Genomic DNA, 14,986 nt, shown 5'->3' on the forward strand with positions numbered 1-14,986 from the left:
AGCCGCCGGGAGGCAACCATGGCGATGGCGGGGGAGAAGGGGCGCGGCCGCTGGTTCGTGATCGCGGTGCCCTATCTGTGGCTCCTGGCGCTGTTCCTCGCGCCCTTCCTCATCGTGTTCAAGATCTCGCTGTCGCAGGATGTGGTGGCCCAGCCGCCCTACGCGCCAACCCTCGATCTGGCGCAGGGGTGGGCCGGCTTCACCGAGTTCCTGTCGGGCCTGTCGTTTGCCAATTACGGCTATGTGCTGGATTTTTCGAACGAGTTCCTTGAGGCTTACGGCTCCAGCCTGATCATCGCCTCGATTTCCACCGTGCTGCTGCTGCTGGTGGGCTACCCCATCGCCTATGCCATGGCGCGGGCGCCGCGCTCCATCCAGCCGACGCTGCTGATGCTGGTGATCCTACCATTCTGGACCTCCTTCCTCATTCGCGTCTATGCGTGGATCGGCATCCTGTCGCAGGAAGGGCTGCTCAATCAGGCCCTACTGGCCCTGGGAGTGATCGATACGCCGCTGGAGATTCTCAACACCAACCTCGCCGTCTATATCGGCATCGTCTATTCCTATTTGCCCTTCATGGTGCTGCCGCTTTACGCGGCGCTGGAAAAGCTCGATCTGACGCTGTTGGAAGCCGCAGCCGATCTGGGCTGCCCGCCGGCCAAGGCGTTCTGGACCATCACCTTTCCGCTCTCGCTACCGGGCGTGGCCGCGGGGGCCCTGCTGTGCTTCATCCCGGCGGTGGGCGAGTTCGTCATTCCCGATCTCCTGGGCGGCTCGGACACGCTGATGATCGGCAAGTCGCTGTGGACCGAGTTCACCGTGAACCGGTCCTGGACGGTTTCGTCCGCGGTGGCGGTGCTGCTGCTGCTCGTGCTGGTGATCCCCATCGTGGTCTACCAGAACATCCAGCAGCGCGAGCTGGAGGCGGGCAAATGAGACACGAGCCGGAGGCGGTAAAATGAGAAAAGGCCTCACCTGGTTCAACATCACGTCCATCGTGCTGGGCTTTGCCTTTCTCTACATCCCCATCCTGTTGCTGGTGATCTATTCCTTCAACGCCTCGCGGCTGGTCACCGTGTGGGCGGGATTTTCCACCCAATGGTATTGGGCGCTGCTTGAGAACGAGCAGCTCATGGATGCCGCCTGGGTCACCCTGCGCATCGCCTTCTTCTCGTCGCTGGTGGCCACCGTGCTCGGCACCATGGCGGCGCTGACCCTCACCCGCTACGGCCGCTTTCCCGGTCGCACCCTGTTCTCCGGCATGATCTACGCCCCCCTGGTCATGCCCGAGGTGATCACCGGCCTGTCCCTGCTGCTGCTGTTCGTGGCGGTGAATTTCGATCGCGGCTTCTGGACCGTGCTTTTGGCCCACATCACCTTCACCATGTGCTTCGTGGCGGTGGTGGTGCAGTCGCGCCTCGTCACCTTCGACCGCGCGCTGGAGGAGGCGGCCCTCGACCTCGGCTGCCCGCCGTTCAAGACCTTCTTCAAGATCACCCTGCCGCTGATCCTGCCGGCAGTGGTGTCCGGCTTCATGCTGGCCTTCACCCTGTCGCTGGACGATCTGGTCATCGCCAGCTTCACTACCGGGCCCGGGGCGACCACGCTGCCCATGCGCATCTATTCGCAGGTGCGTCTCGGTGTGACACCGGAGATCAACGCGGTCTGCACCATCCTCATCGCCATCGTGACGGTGGTGGTGATCATCGCGTCGGTCATGACCAAGCGGGCGGAGAACCAGCGCCAGGCGGAAGAGCGCGCGGCCATGACGGGGTAGGTACTGCCGAGGGGGCCGCAGAAAGGCTTGTCTGCATCCCTGTGGCGCAACGCTGGAGGCCGCCATGTCGCCGCCGCCCGGCTCTGCTTACCTGGTAGAAAAGCGGACCAGCTCGGTACCGGTGAGGTCAATGAGGATCAGCTTGCGCTTCAGCGGATCGATCCGCCAGGCCAGGGTTCGTTCCAGCGCCAGCAGGAATTTCTGCTCCTGCGCCATTACGGCGGGCGTGCAGGCCATGCGGCTGGACGACAGGCCGCCGAACCGCAGGGAAGCCCCCGACAGCTTGGCCTTGCCGCTATAGCTGTTGCAGCCGCCGGAGCCGGAAACCGCGCCATCCGCGCCCAGTACAAGCGTGGTCTGGATCCGGTCCAGCACCCCGCCACCGCCGATATCCTCCGCCAGCCAAGCGCCGACGGGGGTGAGCGGCATGTCCTGTGCCATCGCCGGTGCGCCCCAAAGGGCGGTGAGCAGCAGGCCGGCACCGAGCATGCGCCGGCGCGACAGGAGGGAACGCGACAGAAGGGCAGACGAGCCTGCAGGCGTACCCATAGACGTTCCCATGGCCATCACCGCCCCTCCCGCACCCAGGCGGCGGTGAGCGCGCCGAGCAGCAGCAGCAGGCCGGACAGGCCGGCGAACAGCGGGAACAAGCCGATGCCCCGCACCACCGAGACATCGCGGGTGCGCAGGCCCATCCAGTCTTCGCCGGCGAGGCGGTCGGAAGCGGAGACCTGCACCAGGCGCGGCACCGAGCCGCCGAGGTCCGCGAGCCGCCACACACCACCGCCGGTGGCCGCCGAGACCGGCGCCACCACGTCCCGAGTACTGGTCACTTCGGCGAATTCCTTCGGGTTCAGCGGTCCGATATTGGCGAGCGCCGTGAGCGTGCCGTTGGTGGCGCGCCACAGGCCCAGCTCGTCGGCCGGGGTTGCCGCCCGCCACAGGCCGGGCTCGGCCTGTGTGAGGGTGAGGGTGCGCAGCGCACCCGACGGCGTAGTGATGGTGGCGGTGGGAACGCCGTCTGCCATGGTCTGGCGTTCCACCACAAGATCGCGTCCGGAGATGGTGAGCTTCAGCCGCTCTTCCTCCAGGTCAGGTTCCTTCATGAGCCAGTGGGAGAGCCGGCGCAACAGATCAATGTGCGGGCCGCCGCCCTCATAGCCGCGCGCCCAGAGCCAGATGTGGTCGGACAGCAGCAGCGCGACGCGGCCTTCACCCACCCGGTCCACCAGCAGCACCGGCTTGTCGCCAGGGGCGGACATGAGGTTGGTGCCGGAGCGCACCTGGGCGTCGATGACGCGGAAGAAGCGGCTCCAGTGCGGCGGGTCGGTCTCCGAGCCGGGCAGGGCGCGGGTTACCGGATGGCGCTTGCCGGGATCGGTGAGGCGGGCGTGATAGGGCGCGTCGGTGGCCTCGCCCCGCGGCACGCCGGGCAGGATCTCCTCCAGCGGCGTGTTGTAGAGCGAGCCGGTGTCGATGAAGTCCGTGCCCGCCGCCACCAGAACCGCGCCGCCGGCGCGCACATAGCGCACGATATTGTCGAAATAGACCTGCGGCAGCACGCCCTGCTGGGCGTAGCGGTCGAAGATGATCAGGTCGAAGTCCTTGATCTTGGTCTGGAATAATTCGCGCGTGGGAAAGGCGATGAGCGAGAGTTCGTTGATGGGCGTGCCGTCCTGCTTCTCCGGCGGGCGCAGGATGGTGAAGTGGACGAGGTCCACATTGGCGTCGCTCTTCAAAAGGTTGCGCCAGGTGCGCTCGCCCACGTTCGGCTCGCCGGAGACCAGCAGCACCCGCAGCTTGTCGCGGATGCCATCGATGGCGACGGCGGTGCGGTTGTTCACCAGCGTCAGTTCGCCCTCAAGCGCGGGCACCTCGAACTCGACGATGTTGGGCCCGGCATGGGTGATGTCCACGTCCACGGATGTGCTGCGCCCGGCGGTGACCGTGGGCCGGGCGATAACCTCGCCGTCGCGGCGGATGGTGACCACCACCCGGGCGCCGGCGGGGGCACCCTCGTCGGTCACCTTGAAGGTCACGGCCTGCTTCTGGCCGACGATGCCGAAGCGCGGCGTCTTCTCCAGCGCCACCCGGCGGTCGCGCTCGCCGGCATGGCCGGTGATGAGGGCGTGCACCGGCCCGGAGAAGCCCAGCGCCTGCGGGTTCTCGGGTACGTCATGCACGCGCCCGTCGGTGATCATGATGGCGCCCGCCACCCGCTCCGGCGGCACGTCGGCAAGGCCTGCGGAGAGGGCAGAGAACAGCCGCGTGCCGTCGGCGGAGCCGTCGCCCGCATCGGCCTCGATGGTGCGTACTTCCACGCCCGAGAGCTTGCCCAGCCGCTCGGCCAAAGCGGCGCGGGCGGCGTCGGTCTGCTGGGTGCGCTCGCCGAAGGACTGGCTGGCGCTCTTGTCCACCACCACTGCCACCACGGAGGTGAGCGGCTCGCGCTCCTCCCGCGTGAAGGAGGGGTTGGCGAGGGCGAGCAGGCCCACGGCCAGCGCCAGCGCGCGGAATACGGCGCCCCGCGTGCGCGAGGCCAGGAGCAGCCCCGCCAGCAGCAGCGCGATCACGCCCACCGCGATGAGCAGCGGCAGCGACAGGAAGGGGGAGAAGGTGATGCCGTAATTCATGCGCCGGCGTCCGCTGCGCGCGCGTCAATGCTCATTGCCCCAGCCTTTCCAGCAGGGCCGGCACATGCACCTGGTCCGCCTTGTAATTTCCGGTCAGCACATACATCACCATGTTGGCGCCGGCGCGGAATGCGATCTCCCGCTGGCGCGGCTCGCCCGGTGTCAGGGGCAAAAGCGGCTCGCCGTTCCTCGTCACCGCCCAGGCGCCGGCGAGGTCGTTGGACGTGATGATCACTGGCGAGACGCTGTCGCCGGCCCGCGCCGGGCGATCAGCATCGGTTCCGGCGGCGGGCAGGGCCTCTACCCAGGTGGTGCCGCCGATGAAGCGGCCGGGGAAGTCCTTCAGCAGGTAGAAGGCCTTGGTGAGCACGTGGTCGCGCGGCACCGGCTCCAGCTCAGGAATGTCGAGGCGCGAGAGGATCTCCTTCAGCCGGGCGCCTGCGGCCGAGAGCGGCGCGCCTGGGGCGCCCGAGGCCTCGATGGCATCGCGGGTGTCGAAGATCACCGTGCCGCCCTGCTTCATATAGGCGTCGATGCGCGCCAGCACGGCGGGCGAGGGCGCGGCCGTATCGGGCAATATGGGCCAGTAGAGCAGGGGGAAGAAGGCGAGCTCGTCCTTGGCGATGTCCACGCCCATGGCCTCGCCGGCCTGCAGGGCGGTGCGCTGGCCGAGGAAGGTGGCGAGCCCGTCGAGCCCGGCGCGGGAAATCTCGTCCACCTCGCTGTCGCCGGTCAGCACATAGGCGAAGCGGGTCTGGAGCGTGGCCTTCAGGGCGAAGGCGTCGTCGGCGCGCGCGGGCACCGGCGCCCCGGCAAGGCCGGCCGCGCCAAGCGCGAGCACGGCGAACAGCGCCGCGGCCGCGCCCCGCCGCACCTTCGGCCCACCCATGCGGCTGAAGCCGCCGGCCAGGAACAGCACGGCCAGCGCATCGAGCAGCAGCAGCCCCATGGCGGCCACCAGCACCGGCCCGCGCAGGTCGCGCGGCGCGCTGTCCTGCAAGGGTTCCACGCGCCCGCCGAGGGCGGACAGGTCCAGCGCCTTCGGCCGGTCGGCGGGCAGCAGCGTGTTCACCGCCACCAGCCCGTCCGGCGGGCCGTAGAAGCCGGGGGGATGGTCGGCGGTGGCGCGGCCCGTGTAATCGGCCGGAAGGGCGCGGGCGGTGGGGCCGGCGGGCCGGAAGGCGCCGAAACCGTCCAGCACGCGGGCCGGAGGCAGCACCGCCACGTCCGGCCGGCTGGCGGCATGGACCGGGGTTTCCGCCGGCGCCGTCTCGGCGGGGGGCGGGGCATCGGACAAGGCGATCACGCGGCGGAGCATCTCTACGAAGGTGCCGGACAGCGGCAGGTTGGACCAGGAGGTGTCGCCGGTCACATGGAACAGCACCAGAGCGCCCTTGCCCCGCCGCACGCCGGTGACGAGGGGGGTGCCGTCGGCGAGTGTCGCCCAGGCCCGTTCGCCCAGCAGGCCGTCCGGCTCGGCCAGGACCTGCCGCGTCACGGTCACGTCGTCCGGCAGGTGGAGGTCGCGGAACGGGCCATCGGCCGAGAGGGCACCGAGCTTCTGCGGCGTCTCCCACGACAGGGAGCCGCCGAGCACGCGGCCGCCGCGCCGCAGCTTCACCGGCAACAGGTCGTCCTGTGCATTGGCGAGGCGGGGGCCGGCAAAGCGCACCAGCACGCCGCCCTCTTCCACGAAGCGATTGAGGCGGGCGCGGGTGGCGGGCGGGATGGTGCCCACATCGGTTAGCACCAGCACCGGCAGGCGCTGTTCCAGGAAGCGGTTGATGTTCTCGGTGGCCGATCCGGTCTCGGCCACGCGCAGGTCCGCATAGGGACCAAGCGCCCGGGAGAGATAATAGGTGGGGGCGAGCAGCGGTTGCCCGGTATCGGTGCTGGTGCCGGACACGAGGCCCACCGCCCGGCGCCGCCACCTTTTGTCGAGCAACTGCACCACGCCCGCCGAGCGCTCGCCGGCGATCTCCAGCCGCGCGATCTCGTTGCGGATCTCCACCGGCATGTCGAAGCGGGCTTCGGCCTCGGTGGCGCCCTCGGGCAGGGTGAAGGCGGCTTCGCCCAGCGCGAGGCCGCGCATGTCGTGGGCCGTGACCCGACCGGCGCGGGGGCCGGAGCCTTCGGGGCGCAGCACCTTCACGGTGAGGGCTTCGGCGCCATTCTCGGCGCCGGCCAGCGCCAGGGGCGCGGCGACGCCGCCGCCCACCACCAGCAGGCGGCCGGCGCCGTTGAGGGCGGCAAAGCCCTGGGCCAGCTCAGTGTCGGCGCCGAGATCCACAGCGTCGGTGAGGAAGACGATGCCGGCCTGCGGCTCGTTGCCCACAAGGCGCTGGGCCAGCGCCAGCGCGTCCTTGCGGGCCGGGCCATAGGGCACGGGCTCCAGCGAGCGCAGGCGGTCGCGAGCAGCGGACGGGCTGAGCAAAGTGGCCTCGCGCGGCACGTCGCCGGTAGGGATCAGGGCGACGCCCCGCCCATTGGTCTCCGCCTCGTCGATGAGGGCGGCGGCGGCGGCGCGGCGTGCCTCCCAGCTGGCGGCGGCAGGCCAGCCCTGGTCGACGATCAGCACCAGCGGCCCGCCGGAGGAGGGGCCGGCGGCGGGCGGATTGAGGATGGGACCTGCGGCGGCGAGGATGATGAGCGCCGCCAGCAACAGCCGCAGGGCGGTGAGCCACCACGGGGTGCGGGCCGCGCTCTCCTCCTTGGGGGTGATGCCGAGCAGCAGCCGCATGGGCGGAAATGCCACTTCCCGCGGCTTGGGCGGCACCACGCGCAGCAGGAACCACAGCAGCGGCAGGGCCACGAACGCCGTCAGCAGCAGCGGTGCGGAGAAGGCGAGGGGCAGGCCGAACATCAGGCGGGGCCTCCCGAGACGAAGCGATGGCCGCCGCCCTTGGGAGACATGGCCGGGCCGCCGCCGGCGCCCATGCGGGCGTGCAAGGCGAGCAGCAGCTCGCTCGCCGGCCGGTCGGTGCGGTGGACGGCAAAGCTCCAGCCCAGCCGCTCGGCGGCGGCGCGGATGCGGGCGCGATGCTCCACCAGCTTCAGGTCATAATCGGTGCGCCAGCTCTCGGCGCGACCCACGGTCAGCCGTGCGCCGCCTTCCGGCTCGCGGAACTCGATGCGGCCGGAGAAGGGGAAGGTCTCCTCCGCCGGATCGACGATCTGCACCACATGGCCGTGGGCGCCGCTGGCAGCCAGCGCATGAAGGGTGGCGGCGACCTCGTCCGCCGGGCTCCAGAAATCGCCCAGCAGGACCACCTCCGAGAGCGGGGAGGGGGAGAAGGCCACGGGAAGGCTCGCGGGCAGCACGGGGGCCAGCACTACCGATTCGGCCATGCGCTCCACGATGCGCCGGGTGGCGGAGGGGCGCATCAGCTCGGGAATGCCCACCCGCTCCCCGCCCTTCACCAGCAGCTCGGCGAGGGCAAAGGCGACGATGAGGGCGCGATCGCGCTTCGGCGCCTGGCCTTTGGAGGCATAGAGCATCGAGGGCGAGAGGTCGGGCCAGATCCACACGGTGTGGGCGGCCTCCCACTCGCGCTCGCGCACATAGAGCACGTCGTCGCGGGCGGAGCGGCGCCAGTCCACGCGGTTCGCCGGCTCGCCGTCGACGAAGCGGCGATACTGCCAGAAGTTCTCGCCGGACCCCGCCCGCCGGCGGCCGTGCAGGCCATGCTGCACGCTCATGGCGATGCGACGGGCTTCCAGCACCAGCCGCGGCATGGCGGCCGCAAGGCCCGCTGCGGCGAGGGCGGCAGTTTCGACGGAGCGGTGGGCGTCCTGCGCCACCTTGTCGGTCCGGTCCGCCGTCACCCGAGGCGCTCGGTGAGGCGACGGATGATGTGATTGATGCTCTCGCCTTCCGCGCGGGCGGCGAAGGTGAGGGCCATACGGTGCTTCAGCACCGGCTCGGCCAGCGCCACCACGTCGTCAAGGGAGGGGGCGTAGCGCCCGTCGAGCAAGGCGCGGGCGCGCACGGCCAGCATCAGCGCTTGGCTGGCGCGGGGGCCGGGCCCCCAGGCGATGTAGCGCTGTTCCGGCCCCTCGGCACCGGGACGGGCCGAGCGTACGAGGGTGAGGATGGCCTCCACCACCGATTCGCCCACGGGCAGACGGCGGACCAGGCGCTGGGCGGCGATGAGGTCGTCCACGCTCATGGCGGCGCGGGCCTTCTGCTCCTCGGCGGAGGTGGTCTCGAACAGGATTCGCCGTTCCGCGTCGCGGTCCGGGTAATCCACGTCGATTTCCATCAGGAAGCGGTCGAGCTGTGCCTCGGGCAGGGGATAGGTGCCTTCCTGCTCCAGCGGGTTCTGTGTCGCGAGCACGTGGAAGGGCTTGGGCAGGTCATGGCGCTCGCCGGCCACGGTTACATGGTATTCCTGCATGGCCTGGAGCAGGGCCGACTGGGTACGCGGCGAGGCGCGGTTGATCTCGTCGGCCATCAGCAACTGGGCGAAGATGGGCCCCTTGATGAAGCGGAACGCCCGGCGCCCGCCGGCGCTCTCCTCCAGCACCTCGGCGCCGAGGATGTCGGAAGGCATCAGGTCCGGCGTGAACTGGACACGGCGGGCATCGAGGCCCAGCACCGTGCCCATGGTCTCCACCAGCTTGGTCTTGGCGAGGCCCGGCACACCCACCAGCAGGGCATGGCCGCCGGCGAGGATGGTGATGAGTGCCCGATCCACCACGGCCTCCTGGCCGAAGATGACCGAGGAGATGGCGGTTCGCGCCGCTTTCACATGGGCCGCCGCGGCCTCCGCGTTGCGGATGATCATCTGGTCGAGGTCGAAGGTCTCGCCGGCAGCCGACATCTCAGCTTCTCCATAACGCAACGCGCCTGCGGGACAGGCTTGCCGCCAAAAGCGGCAATATAACGCCCCGACCCCAGACCGGCCCACATCCCGGATTCGACATTGCAAACGTCGCGCCACCCGGACACAGAGCTTACGATAAGATCGGCGCACATCGAACCCCACTCCCGGTGCTCCGGGGTGCAGCGCACTCACGTCGTCGCGAGGCCGTTGTCCGAAAGGGGCGCCGGCCCTGCGGGAGGAAAATTCATGCCGGGCGAAGACCCGAACGCCACAGCCGTTCCCAATGCCCCGCCCGCCTCCGGCCGGCTTGAGGCGCTGATGGCGGCCGTGCGCGAGGCCGGCGGTCGCGGCCCGGCGCCGGTGGAGAAGTGGGACCCGCCCGATTGCGGCGAGATGGACCTCGTCATCAAGGCGGACGGCAGCTGGCACTATATGGGAACGCCCATAGGCCGGCCGGCCCTGGTGCGCCTGTTCGCGTCTGTCCTTGCACGCGAAGGCGAGCGCTATGTGCTGAAGACGCCGGTGGAAAAGGTGGGTATCCAAGTCGAGGACGCCCCCTTCCTCGCGGTGGAGATGGCGGTGGAGGATGCGGCTGACGGCCGCACCCTGGTTTTTCGCACCAACCTGGACGATCTGGTGCGCTGCGGCCCCGGCCACGCCCTGCGCTTTGTCCCCGGCGGCGCCCCTGGCGCGGTGGTGCCCTATGTCCATGTGCGGCGGGGCCTCGATGCGCGGCTGACCCGCGCGGTCCATCTCGACCTCATGGCCGAGGGAGAGGTGCGCGAGGAGGGCGGCGTCCCCATGTTCGGGATTGCCTCGGCGGGTGTGTTCTTCCCCATCCTGCCGGCGGCTGATCTTGGGCTCGATTATGGGGCCGACGACCAGGGGGCCGATGTGGATCTTTCCCAATGACGCATCACACCAACGCGGAGATTTCCGCCGCGACTGGCACTGCGGACGCGCTTTCCGATTTCCTTGCCCGCGCGGCGGCGCGCCTGTCCTCCGAGCCGCCGCCCTTCTATTCGCAGGCGGCGTTCCTCGGCCTCAATGGCGACCACGCCCTCCAGCCGGAGAAGGCGAGCCTTGCGCCGGCGGCAATGCCGCGACATGCGGCGGTGCTGGTTCCGGTGGTGGCGCGGCCCGAGCCCACGATCCTCCTCACCCTGCGGTCGTCGAGCCTCTCCAACCATGCCGGGCAGATCGCCTTTCCCGGCGGCCGGGTCGATCCTGGTGACCGGGATGAGCTGGACGCCGCCTTGCGCGAGGCCCGGGAGGAAGTGGGGCTCGATTCGCGCCTCGTGCGGCCGCTTGGCTATCTGGACGGCTATCTTTCGGGCACTGGCTTCTGGATCGCGCCGGTGGTGGGGCTTGTCGATCCCGCTTACGTCCTGGCCCTGAACCCGGCGGAAGTCGACGAAGCATTCGAGGTGCCCCTCGGCTTCCTCATGAGCCCGCGCAACCACGAGCGCCAGTCGCGGGAATGGAAGGGCACCCTGCGCCATTTCTACGTCATGCCCTATGAAGGGCGGAACATCTGGGGGGCGACCGCAGGCATGTTGCGAAACCTCTACGAAAGGGTCTACGCCTGATGCTGCGCAGCTTCCTCATCGAGTTCGCGCTCTTCCTCACGCCGTTTTTGCTCTACGGCGCACTGCTTCTCGCCACCAAGGGCTCTGTGGTGCCGGAGCACTGGTCGCTCCGCGCCCTCGCACTGGTGGTGGTGGCGGCCTTGGTTCTGGTGATTGCCGGACTGTTCGTGTTCGAGCATGGCCAGATGGCCCCGCCCGGCAGCCGCTATGTGCCCGCCCAGATGAAGGACGGGGTGTTCGTGCCGGGGCGTTTCGAATGAGCCTGTCCATCGTCGGCGCGCCGTTCTGGCGCACGCCGGGCCTCATGGCCGTGCTCGCCGCGCTCAATGCGGACGGGGAAGAGGCGCGCGTGGTGGGCGGCGCGGTGCGCAACACCCTCCTCGGCCTTCCGGTCTCGGACGTGGACATCGCCACCACCGCCGTTCCGGAGGTGGTGGCCGAGCGGGCGCGCAAGGCCGGCCTGAAGCCGGTACCCACCGGCGTGGAGCATGGCACCGTGACGGTGGTGGCCGATCACCACGCCTTCGAGGTCACCACCCTGCGCGAGGACATGGAGACCGACGGCCGCCGCGCGGTGGTGCGGTTCGGCCGCAGCTGGCTGCACGACGCCGAGCGGCGGGACTTCACCCTCAACGCCCTCTATGCGACGGCGGACGGGGCGGTGGTGGACCTGGTGGGCGGCCTGTCGGATCTCACCGCCCGGCGCATCCGCTTCATCGGCGACCCGCAGGCGCGCATCCGCGAGGACTACCTGCGCATCCTGCGCCTGTTCCGCTTCCATGCAGCCTATGGCGCAGGGCCCGTGGACCGGGAAGCGTTCATCGCCAGCGTGCGCCGGCGGGCCGGCCTTCTCACCCTGTCGCGGGAGCGGGTGCGGGCGGAGATGCTGAAGCTGCTGGTGGCGCCGGGTGCCGCCGCGACCCTCGGCGTCATGAGCGATGCTGGTCTCGTCCAGCCGCTGATCGCGGGCATCGCCGATGTGGGGGCGTTCACGCGGCTCGTAGCGCTGGAGCGGGAATGGCAGGCGAAGCCCGACGCGATCCGCCGGCTCGCGGCATTGGCCGTGCGCGTCAGCGATGATGCGGCGCGGCTGCGTGAGCGGCTTCGGCTGTCCAATGCGGAGGCCCGACGGCTCGCGGCCCTGTCAGCGTCCGTGCCGGACCTGCCCGACGCAAAGGCGGTGCGGGCGTTTCTGTACCGGAACGGCGTGGATGCGGCGCTCGACCTCGCTTTGCTCGCCGCCGCCCATGGCCGGTGCGGGATGGAGGCGGTGGCGGCCATGGCGGCAGCCTGGACGCCACCGCGCCTGCCGTTCGCCGCCGCCGACCTGATGGCGTTGGGCCTCACCCCCGGCCGCGCGCTCGGCGCGGCCCTGGCGCGGGCCGAGGCCCGATGGATCGCCGCCGATTTTCCGACGGACCCCGACGCGGTCGCCACCCTCCTCGCGGAAGCGGCCAGGACGTCGTCCGGTGCCTGAGGCGTCAGTCCTCGTCTTCGTCCTCTTCGGCTTCTTCTTCGTCCTCGTCTTCAAAGTCGGCGACTTCGAGCTTTTCGAGGGCGATGACCGGAAGGGTGTGGGTGCGGAAGGCGTCGTCTTCCTCCGCGTACCAGACAACGGACACTTCCGTTTCCGACGCCGTCACCACAGTGAGGGCCGGGCTACCGGACTTGAGCTGCACGATGTCTCCGGGCGCGAACGCCATGGCTTCAGTCTCCCGCTGTCGTCGATGCGCGACGCCGCGCGGCCAGCCTTAGCCGGCATTCATGACGGGCCGATCACGGCCACTTCACCACCGGTGGCATGGAGGAGAGAATCGAATCGACATTGCCGCCGGTCTTCAACCCGAAGATGGTGCCGCGATCGTACAGCAGGTTGAATTCCACATAGCGCCCGCGCCGCACCAGCTGTTCCTCGCGCTCCGCCGCGTTCCAGGGCTGGCCCATGTTGGCCCGCACCAGCTTCGGATAAATGTCGAGGAAGGCGAGGCCCACATCACGGGTGAAGGCGAAATCCTCCTCCCAGGTGCCGGTGCCGGAAGAGGCGCTGTCGAGATAGTCGTAGAAGATGCCGCCGATGCCGCGCATCTCGTTCCGGTGCTTCAGGAAGAAATAGTCGTCGCACCACGTCTTGTAGCGGTCGTAGTCGGCCACCTTGTAGCCGGTGCAGGCGGCGCGCATGGCGGCGTGGAAGGCTTGGGTGTCCGGATCATCCTGGGTGCGGCGGTGGTCGAGCACGGGGGTAAGGTCCGCCCCGCCGCCGAACCAAGCCTTGGTGGTGACCACGAAGCGCGTGTTCATGTGCACCGCCGGCACATGCGGGTTCGCCATGTGGGCGATGAGGGAGATGCCCGACGCCCAGAACCGAGGGTCCTCCGCCGCGCCGGGGATCTGGCTGCGGAACTCCGGTGCGAATTCGCCGAACACGGTGGAGGTATGCACCCCCACCTTTTCAAACAGGCGCCCGCGCATGAGCGCCATGGTGCCGCCGCCGCCGGGGGCGCCAGTATGGTCCGCGCGCGACCAGGGAGTTCGATCGAATCGGCCAGGTGCGCCGGCGTAGAGCGCGCCGTCGGCCTCGTCCTCCAGCGCTTCGAAGGCCGCGATGATGCGGCCTTGCAGGTCCTCGAACCAGGTGCGGGCTCGGGCGCGACGCTCCTCAAGGAGAGCATCCGCCTGGACCGCAGGGGCGGTATCGGGCGTTGAAGGGGAAGGGCACATGGGGCGCTCCGCCGGTCTTGATCTCGCGGGGATCAGGCTGTCTGGACGACTGTTGGACTGGGTTTCTAGCCCCTCGCCATGGCGGAAGAAAGCAAAGCGCGCGGCGGGAGAACGCAAAGCCACGGCGCAGGGCTCACTCCGGCAGGCCGCCGGTCTGACGCAGGGCCTCGGCCAGCGCGATTCCCGCGCTCACCGCCACGTTGAGGGACCGCACCCCGAGCCGCATGGGAATGCGCAGGCGGGCATCGGCCGCCGCATGGACCGCCTCGGGCGCGCCGGCTGATTCCCGGCCGAACAGCAGCACGTCGTCCGGCCGGAAGCGGAAGCCGAACAATGGCTCGGCTCCACGCGTGGTGAACAGGACCAGGCGCTGGCTCGCCGCCCGACGGGCGCTGTCGAAGGCCTCGAAGGAGGCGTGCCGCCGCCATGTGACCTGATCGATGTAATCCATGCCGGCGCGGCGGAAGCCCGCATCACCCATGGGAAATCCCGCCGGCTCGATGAGATGCACCTCGACGCCCAGGCAGGCCCCGGTGCGCAGGCATGTGCCTGCATTCTGGGCGATATCCGGGCAATAGAGGGCGAGAATCATGGGCCTTGGGACCTTCGTTCGGAGGTTTGGCGGAGGTATCGTGTGGGGACCTTAGAGGTATCTCCGGGGCAGCCGGCGAGCCGCCTGAATAATTCAGCCCGGACGAAGCGCTGCCGCCGTGTCGACCTTATTATGGCAGGACGGCGTGCCGCACGGCCACGATCTGGACAAGATGGGTCCGGGGTGCAATTAGAGGCCCTTGAAAGTGGCGCTGCATTGGCTCGTGCGGCGCTGCATCGCGTGTGGCCTGCGATCCATCGGATGAAAGGCCCGCGCCGAGACGACAACAGATCGGGGACTGCGCCGTGGCACATACGGAGACGTCGGACACGACGACGCGTCGGGACTTCCTCTACATCGCGACCGGCGCTGTCGGTGCCGTCGGGGCCGCCGCCATGGTTTGGCCGTTCATCTCCCAGCTTCAGCCTGACGCCTCGGTGCTCGCGCTCTCCACCACTGAAGTGGATATCGCGCCCATCGCCGAAGGTCAGATCGTCACCGTGCAATGGCGCGGCAAGCCCATCTTCATCTCCCATCGCACGGCGGCGGAGATCAAGTCGGCGCAGGACGTGCCCCTCTCCGCGCTGCCCGACCCGCAGCCCGACCAGGACCGGGTTAAGCCCGGCAAGGATCAGTGGCTGGTGGTGATTGGCATCTGCACCCACCTCGGCTGCGTGCCGCTGGGCCATCAGGGCCAGTACAACGGCTGGTTCTGCCCCTGCCACGGCTCGGTCTACGACACCTCCGGCCGCATCCGGCAGGGACCGGCGCCGCTCAATCTGGCGCTCCCGCCCTACGCTTTCACATCCGACACCAAGATCGTGATCGGCTGACGCGCGCATCGTCGCCGC

General features: G+C 69.5%; 15 protein-coding genes. 7 read left to right on the forward strand and 8 right to left on the reverse strand.

Annotated features, from left to right (window positions below; genetic code table 11):
• Positions 1–18 precede the first annotated feature (18 nt).
• Entirely contained in the window at positions 19–936 is a 918-nt protein-coding gene (locus FBQ73_RS01830) for an ABC transporter permease subunit (protein ID WP_138397814.1), read from the forward strand.
• A gap of 22 nt (positions 937–958) precedes the next feature.
• Positions 959–1,777 carry an ABC transporter permease gene (locus tag FBQ73_RS01835; RefSeq protein ID WP_138397815.1) on the forward strand — a complete coding sequence of 273 codons (819 nt, stop codon included), beginning with the start codon at positions 959–961 and terminating at the stop codon, positions 1,775–1,777.
• 87 nt (positions 1,778–1,864) lie between these two features.
• Here FBQ73_RS01835 and FBQ73_RS01840 read toward each other — a convergent pair whose 3' ends face one another.
• Genes FBQ73_RS01840 through FBQ73_RS01860 form a run of 5 tightly spaced genes read right to left on the reverse strand, consistent with a single transcriptional unit; the run spans position 1,865 to position 9,233 of the window.
• Positions 1,865–2,326: an META domain-containing protein gene (locus FBQ73_RS01840; RefSeq protein WP_170218709.1), complete on the reverse strand. Its 462-nt coding sequence runs from the start codon at positions 2,324–2,326 to the stop codon at positions 1,865–1,867.
• A 17-nt stretch (positions 2,327–2,343) separates the two neighbouring features.
• Complete coding sequence (locus FBQ73_RS01845; protein WP_138397817.1) at positions 2,344–4,410, reverse strand: hypothetical protein; 2,067 nt, start codon at positions 4,408–4,410, stop codon at positions 2,344–2,346.
• Positions 4,411–4,441: 31 nt separating this feature from the next.
• On the reverse strand, positions 4,442–7,273 hold the full coding sequence (locus tag FBQ73_RS01850) for a DUF4159 domain-containing protein (protein ID WP_138397818.1): 2,832 nt from the start codon (positions 7,271–7,273) through the stop codon (positions 4,442–4,444).
• Positions 7,273–8,235 carry a DUF58 domain-containing protein gene (locus FBQ73_RS01855; protein WP_138397819.1) on the reverse strand — a complete coding sequence of 321 codons (963 nt, stop codon included), beginning with the start codon at positions 8,233–8,235 and terminating at the stop codon, positions 7,273–7,275. Before FBQ73_RS01855 ends, FBQ73_RS01850 begins: the two co-directional genes overlap by 1 nt.
• A complete protein-coding gene (locus tag FBQ73_RS01860) occupies positions 8,232–9,233 on the reverse strand; it encodes an AAA family ATPase (RefSeq protein WP_138397820.1) in 1,002 nt (333 codons plus the stop codon). Before FBQ73_RS01860 ends, FBQ73_RS01855 begins: the two co-directional genes overlap by 4 nt.
• 249 nt (positions 9,234–9,482) lie before the next feature.
• Between FBQ73_RS01860 and FBQ73_RS01865 the strand changes: the two genes are divergently transcribed.
• The 4 genes from FBQ73_RS01865 to FBQ73_RS01880 are packed head-to-tail and all read left to right on the forward strand — an operon-like array spanning position 9,483 to position 12,302.
• Positions 9,483–10,148, forward strand: coding sequence for a DUF1285 domain-containing protein (locus FBQ73_RS01865; protein ID WP_138397821.1), 666 nt, complete (start codon positions 9,483–9,485; stop codon positions 10,146–10,148).
• Positions 10,145–10,825 carry a CoA pyrophosphatase gene (locus tag FBQ73_RS01870; RefSeq protein ID WP_138397822.1) on the forward strand — a complete coding sequence of 227 codons (681 nt, stop codon included), beginning with the start codon at positions 10,145–10,147 and terminating at the stop codon, positions 10,823–10,825. Before FBQ73_RS01865 ends, FBQ73_RS01870 begins: the two co-directional genes overlap by 4 nt.
• Positions 10,825–11,085: a DUF6111 family protein gene (locus FBQ73_RS01875; RefSeq protein ID WP_138397823.1), complete on the forward strand. Its 261-nt coding sequence runs from the start codon at positions 10,825–10,827 to the stop codon at positions 11,083–11,085. Before FBQ73_RS01870 ends, FBQ73_RS01875 begins: the two co-directional genes overlap by 1 nt.
• Positions 11,082–12,302: a CCA tRNA nucleotidyltransferase gene (locus FBQ73_RS01880; RefSeq protein WP_138397824.1), complete on the forward strand. Its 1,221-nt coding sequence runs from the start codon at positions 11,082–11,084 to the stop codon at positions 12,300–12,302. The genes FBQ73_RS01875 and FBQ73_RS01880 overlap by 4 nt, the downstream gene beginning before the upstream one ends.
• Before the next feature lie 4 nt (positions 12,303–12,306).
• On the opposite strand, the gene FBQ73_RS01885 is transcribed toward FBQ73_RS01880, so the two are convergent.
• The 3 genes from FBQ73_RS01885 to FBQ73_RS01895 form a co-directional block, all read right to left on the reverse strand.
• Positions 12,307–12,528: a DUF2158 domain-containing protein gene (locus tag FBQ73_RS01885; RefSeq protein WP_138397825.1), complete on the reverse strand. Its 222-nt coding sequence runs from the start codon at positions 12,526–12,528 to the stop codon at positions 12,307–12,309.
• A 73-nt stretch (positions 12,529–12,601) separates the two neighbouring features.
• Entirely contained in the window at positions 12,602–13,543 is a 942-nt protein-coding gene (gene hemF / locus FBQ73_RS01890; protein WP_138397826.1) for an oxygen-dependent coproporphyrinogen oxidase, read from the reverse strand.
• A 133-nt stretch (positions 13,544–13,676) separates the two neighbouring features.
• Positions 13,677–14,135, reverse strand: a complete 459-nt coding sequence (locus tag FBQ73_RS01895) for a tRNA (cytidine(34)-2'-O)-methyltransferase (protein WP_138397827.1) — start codon at positions 14,133–14,135, stop codon at positions 13,677–13,679.
• A gap of 305 nt (positions 14,136–14,440) precedes the next feature.
• On the opposite strand from FBQ73_RS01895, the gene petA reads away from it, so the two are divergent.
• Positions 14,441–14,968 (forward strand): ubiquinol-cytochrome c reductase iron-sulfur subunit, encoded by a 528-nt coding sequence (gene petA / locus FBQ73_RS01900; RefSeq protein WP_138397828.1) that lies wholly within the window; start codon positions 14,441–14,443, stop codon positions 14,966–14,968.
• Positions 14,969–14,986: the final 18 nt, after the last annotated feature.

The sequence above is a fragment of the Xanthobacter autotrophicus genome, from assembly GCF_005871085.1.
Taxonomy (GTDB): Bacteria; Pseudomonadota; Alphaproteobacteria; order Rhizobiales; family Xanthobacteraceae; genus Xanthobacter; species Xanthobacter autotrophicus.

Excerpts from the sequence above, each read along its gene's own strand:
- FBQ73_RS01865 (WP_138397821.1), top strand. The coding sequence starts at position 9,483 with ATGCCGGGCGAAGACCCGAACGCCACAGCCGTTCCCAATGCCCCGCCC.
- FBQ73_RS01830 (WP_138397814.1), top strand. The coding sequence starts at position 19 with ATGGCGATGGCGGGGGAGAAGGGGCGCGGCCGCTGGTTCGTGATCGCG.
- hemF (WP_138397826.1), bottom strand. The coding sequence starts at position 13,543 with ATGTGCCCTTCCCCTTCAACGCCCGATACCGCCCCTGCGGTCCAGGCG.
- FBQ73_RS01895 (WP_138397827.1), bottom strand. The coding sequence starts at position 14,135 with ATGATTCTCGCCCTCTATTGCCCGGATATCGCCCAGAATGCAGGCACA.
- FBQ73_RS01870 (WP_138397822.1), top strand. The coding sequence starts at position 10,145 with ATGACGCATCACACCAACGCGGAGATTTCCGCCGCGACTGGCACTGCG.
- FBQ73_RS01860 (WP_138397820.1), bottom strand. The coding sequence starts at position 9,233 with ATGTCGGCTGCCGGCGAGACCTTCGACCTCGACCAGATGATCATCCGC.
- FBQ73_RS01845 (WP_138397817.1), bottom strand. The coding sequence starts at position 4,410 with ATGAATTACGGCATCACCTTCTCCCCCTTCCTGTCGCTGCCGCTGCTC.
- FBQ73_RS01885 (WP_138397825.1), bottom strand. The coding sequence starts at position 12,528 with ATGGCGTTCGCGCCCGGAGACATCGTGCAGCTCAAGTCCGGTAGCCCG.
- FBQ73_RS01880 (WP_138397824.1), top strand. The coding sequence starts at position 11,082 with ATGAGCCTGTCCATCGTCGGCGCGCCGTTCTGGCGCACGCCGGGCCTC.
- FBQ73_RS01875 (WP_138397823.1), top strand. The coding sequence starts at position 10,825 with ATGCTGCGCAGCTTCCTCATCGAGTTCGCGCTCTTCCTCACGCCGTTT.
- FBQ73_RS01835 (WP_138397815.1), top strand. The coding sequence starts at position 959 with ATGAGAAAAGGCCTCACCTGGTTCAACATCACGTCCATCGTGCTGGGC.
- FBQ73_RS01840 (WP_170218709.1), bottom strand. The coding sequence starts at position 2,326 with ATGGGTACGCCTGCAGGCTCGTCTGCCCTTCTGTCGCGTTCCCTCCTG.
- FBQ73_RS01850 (WP_138397818.1), bottom strand. The coding sequence starts at position 7,273 with ATGTTCGGCCTGCCCCTCGCCTTCTCCGCACCGCTGCTGCTGACGGCG.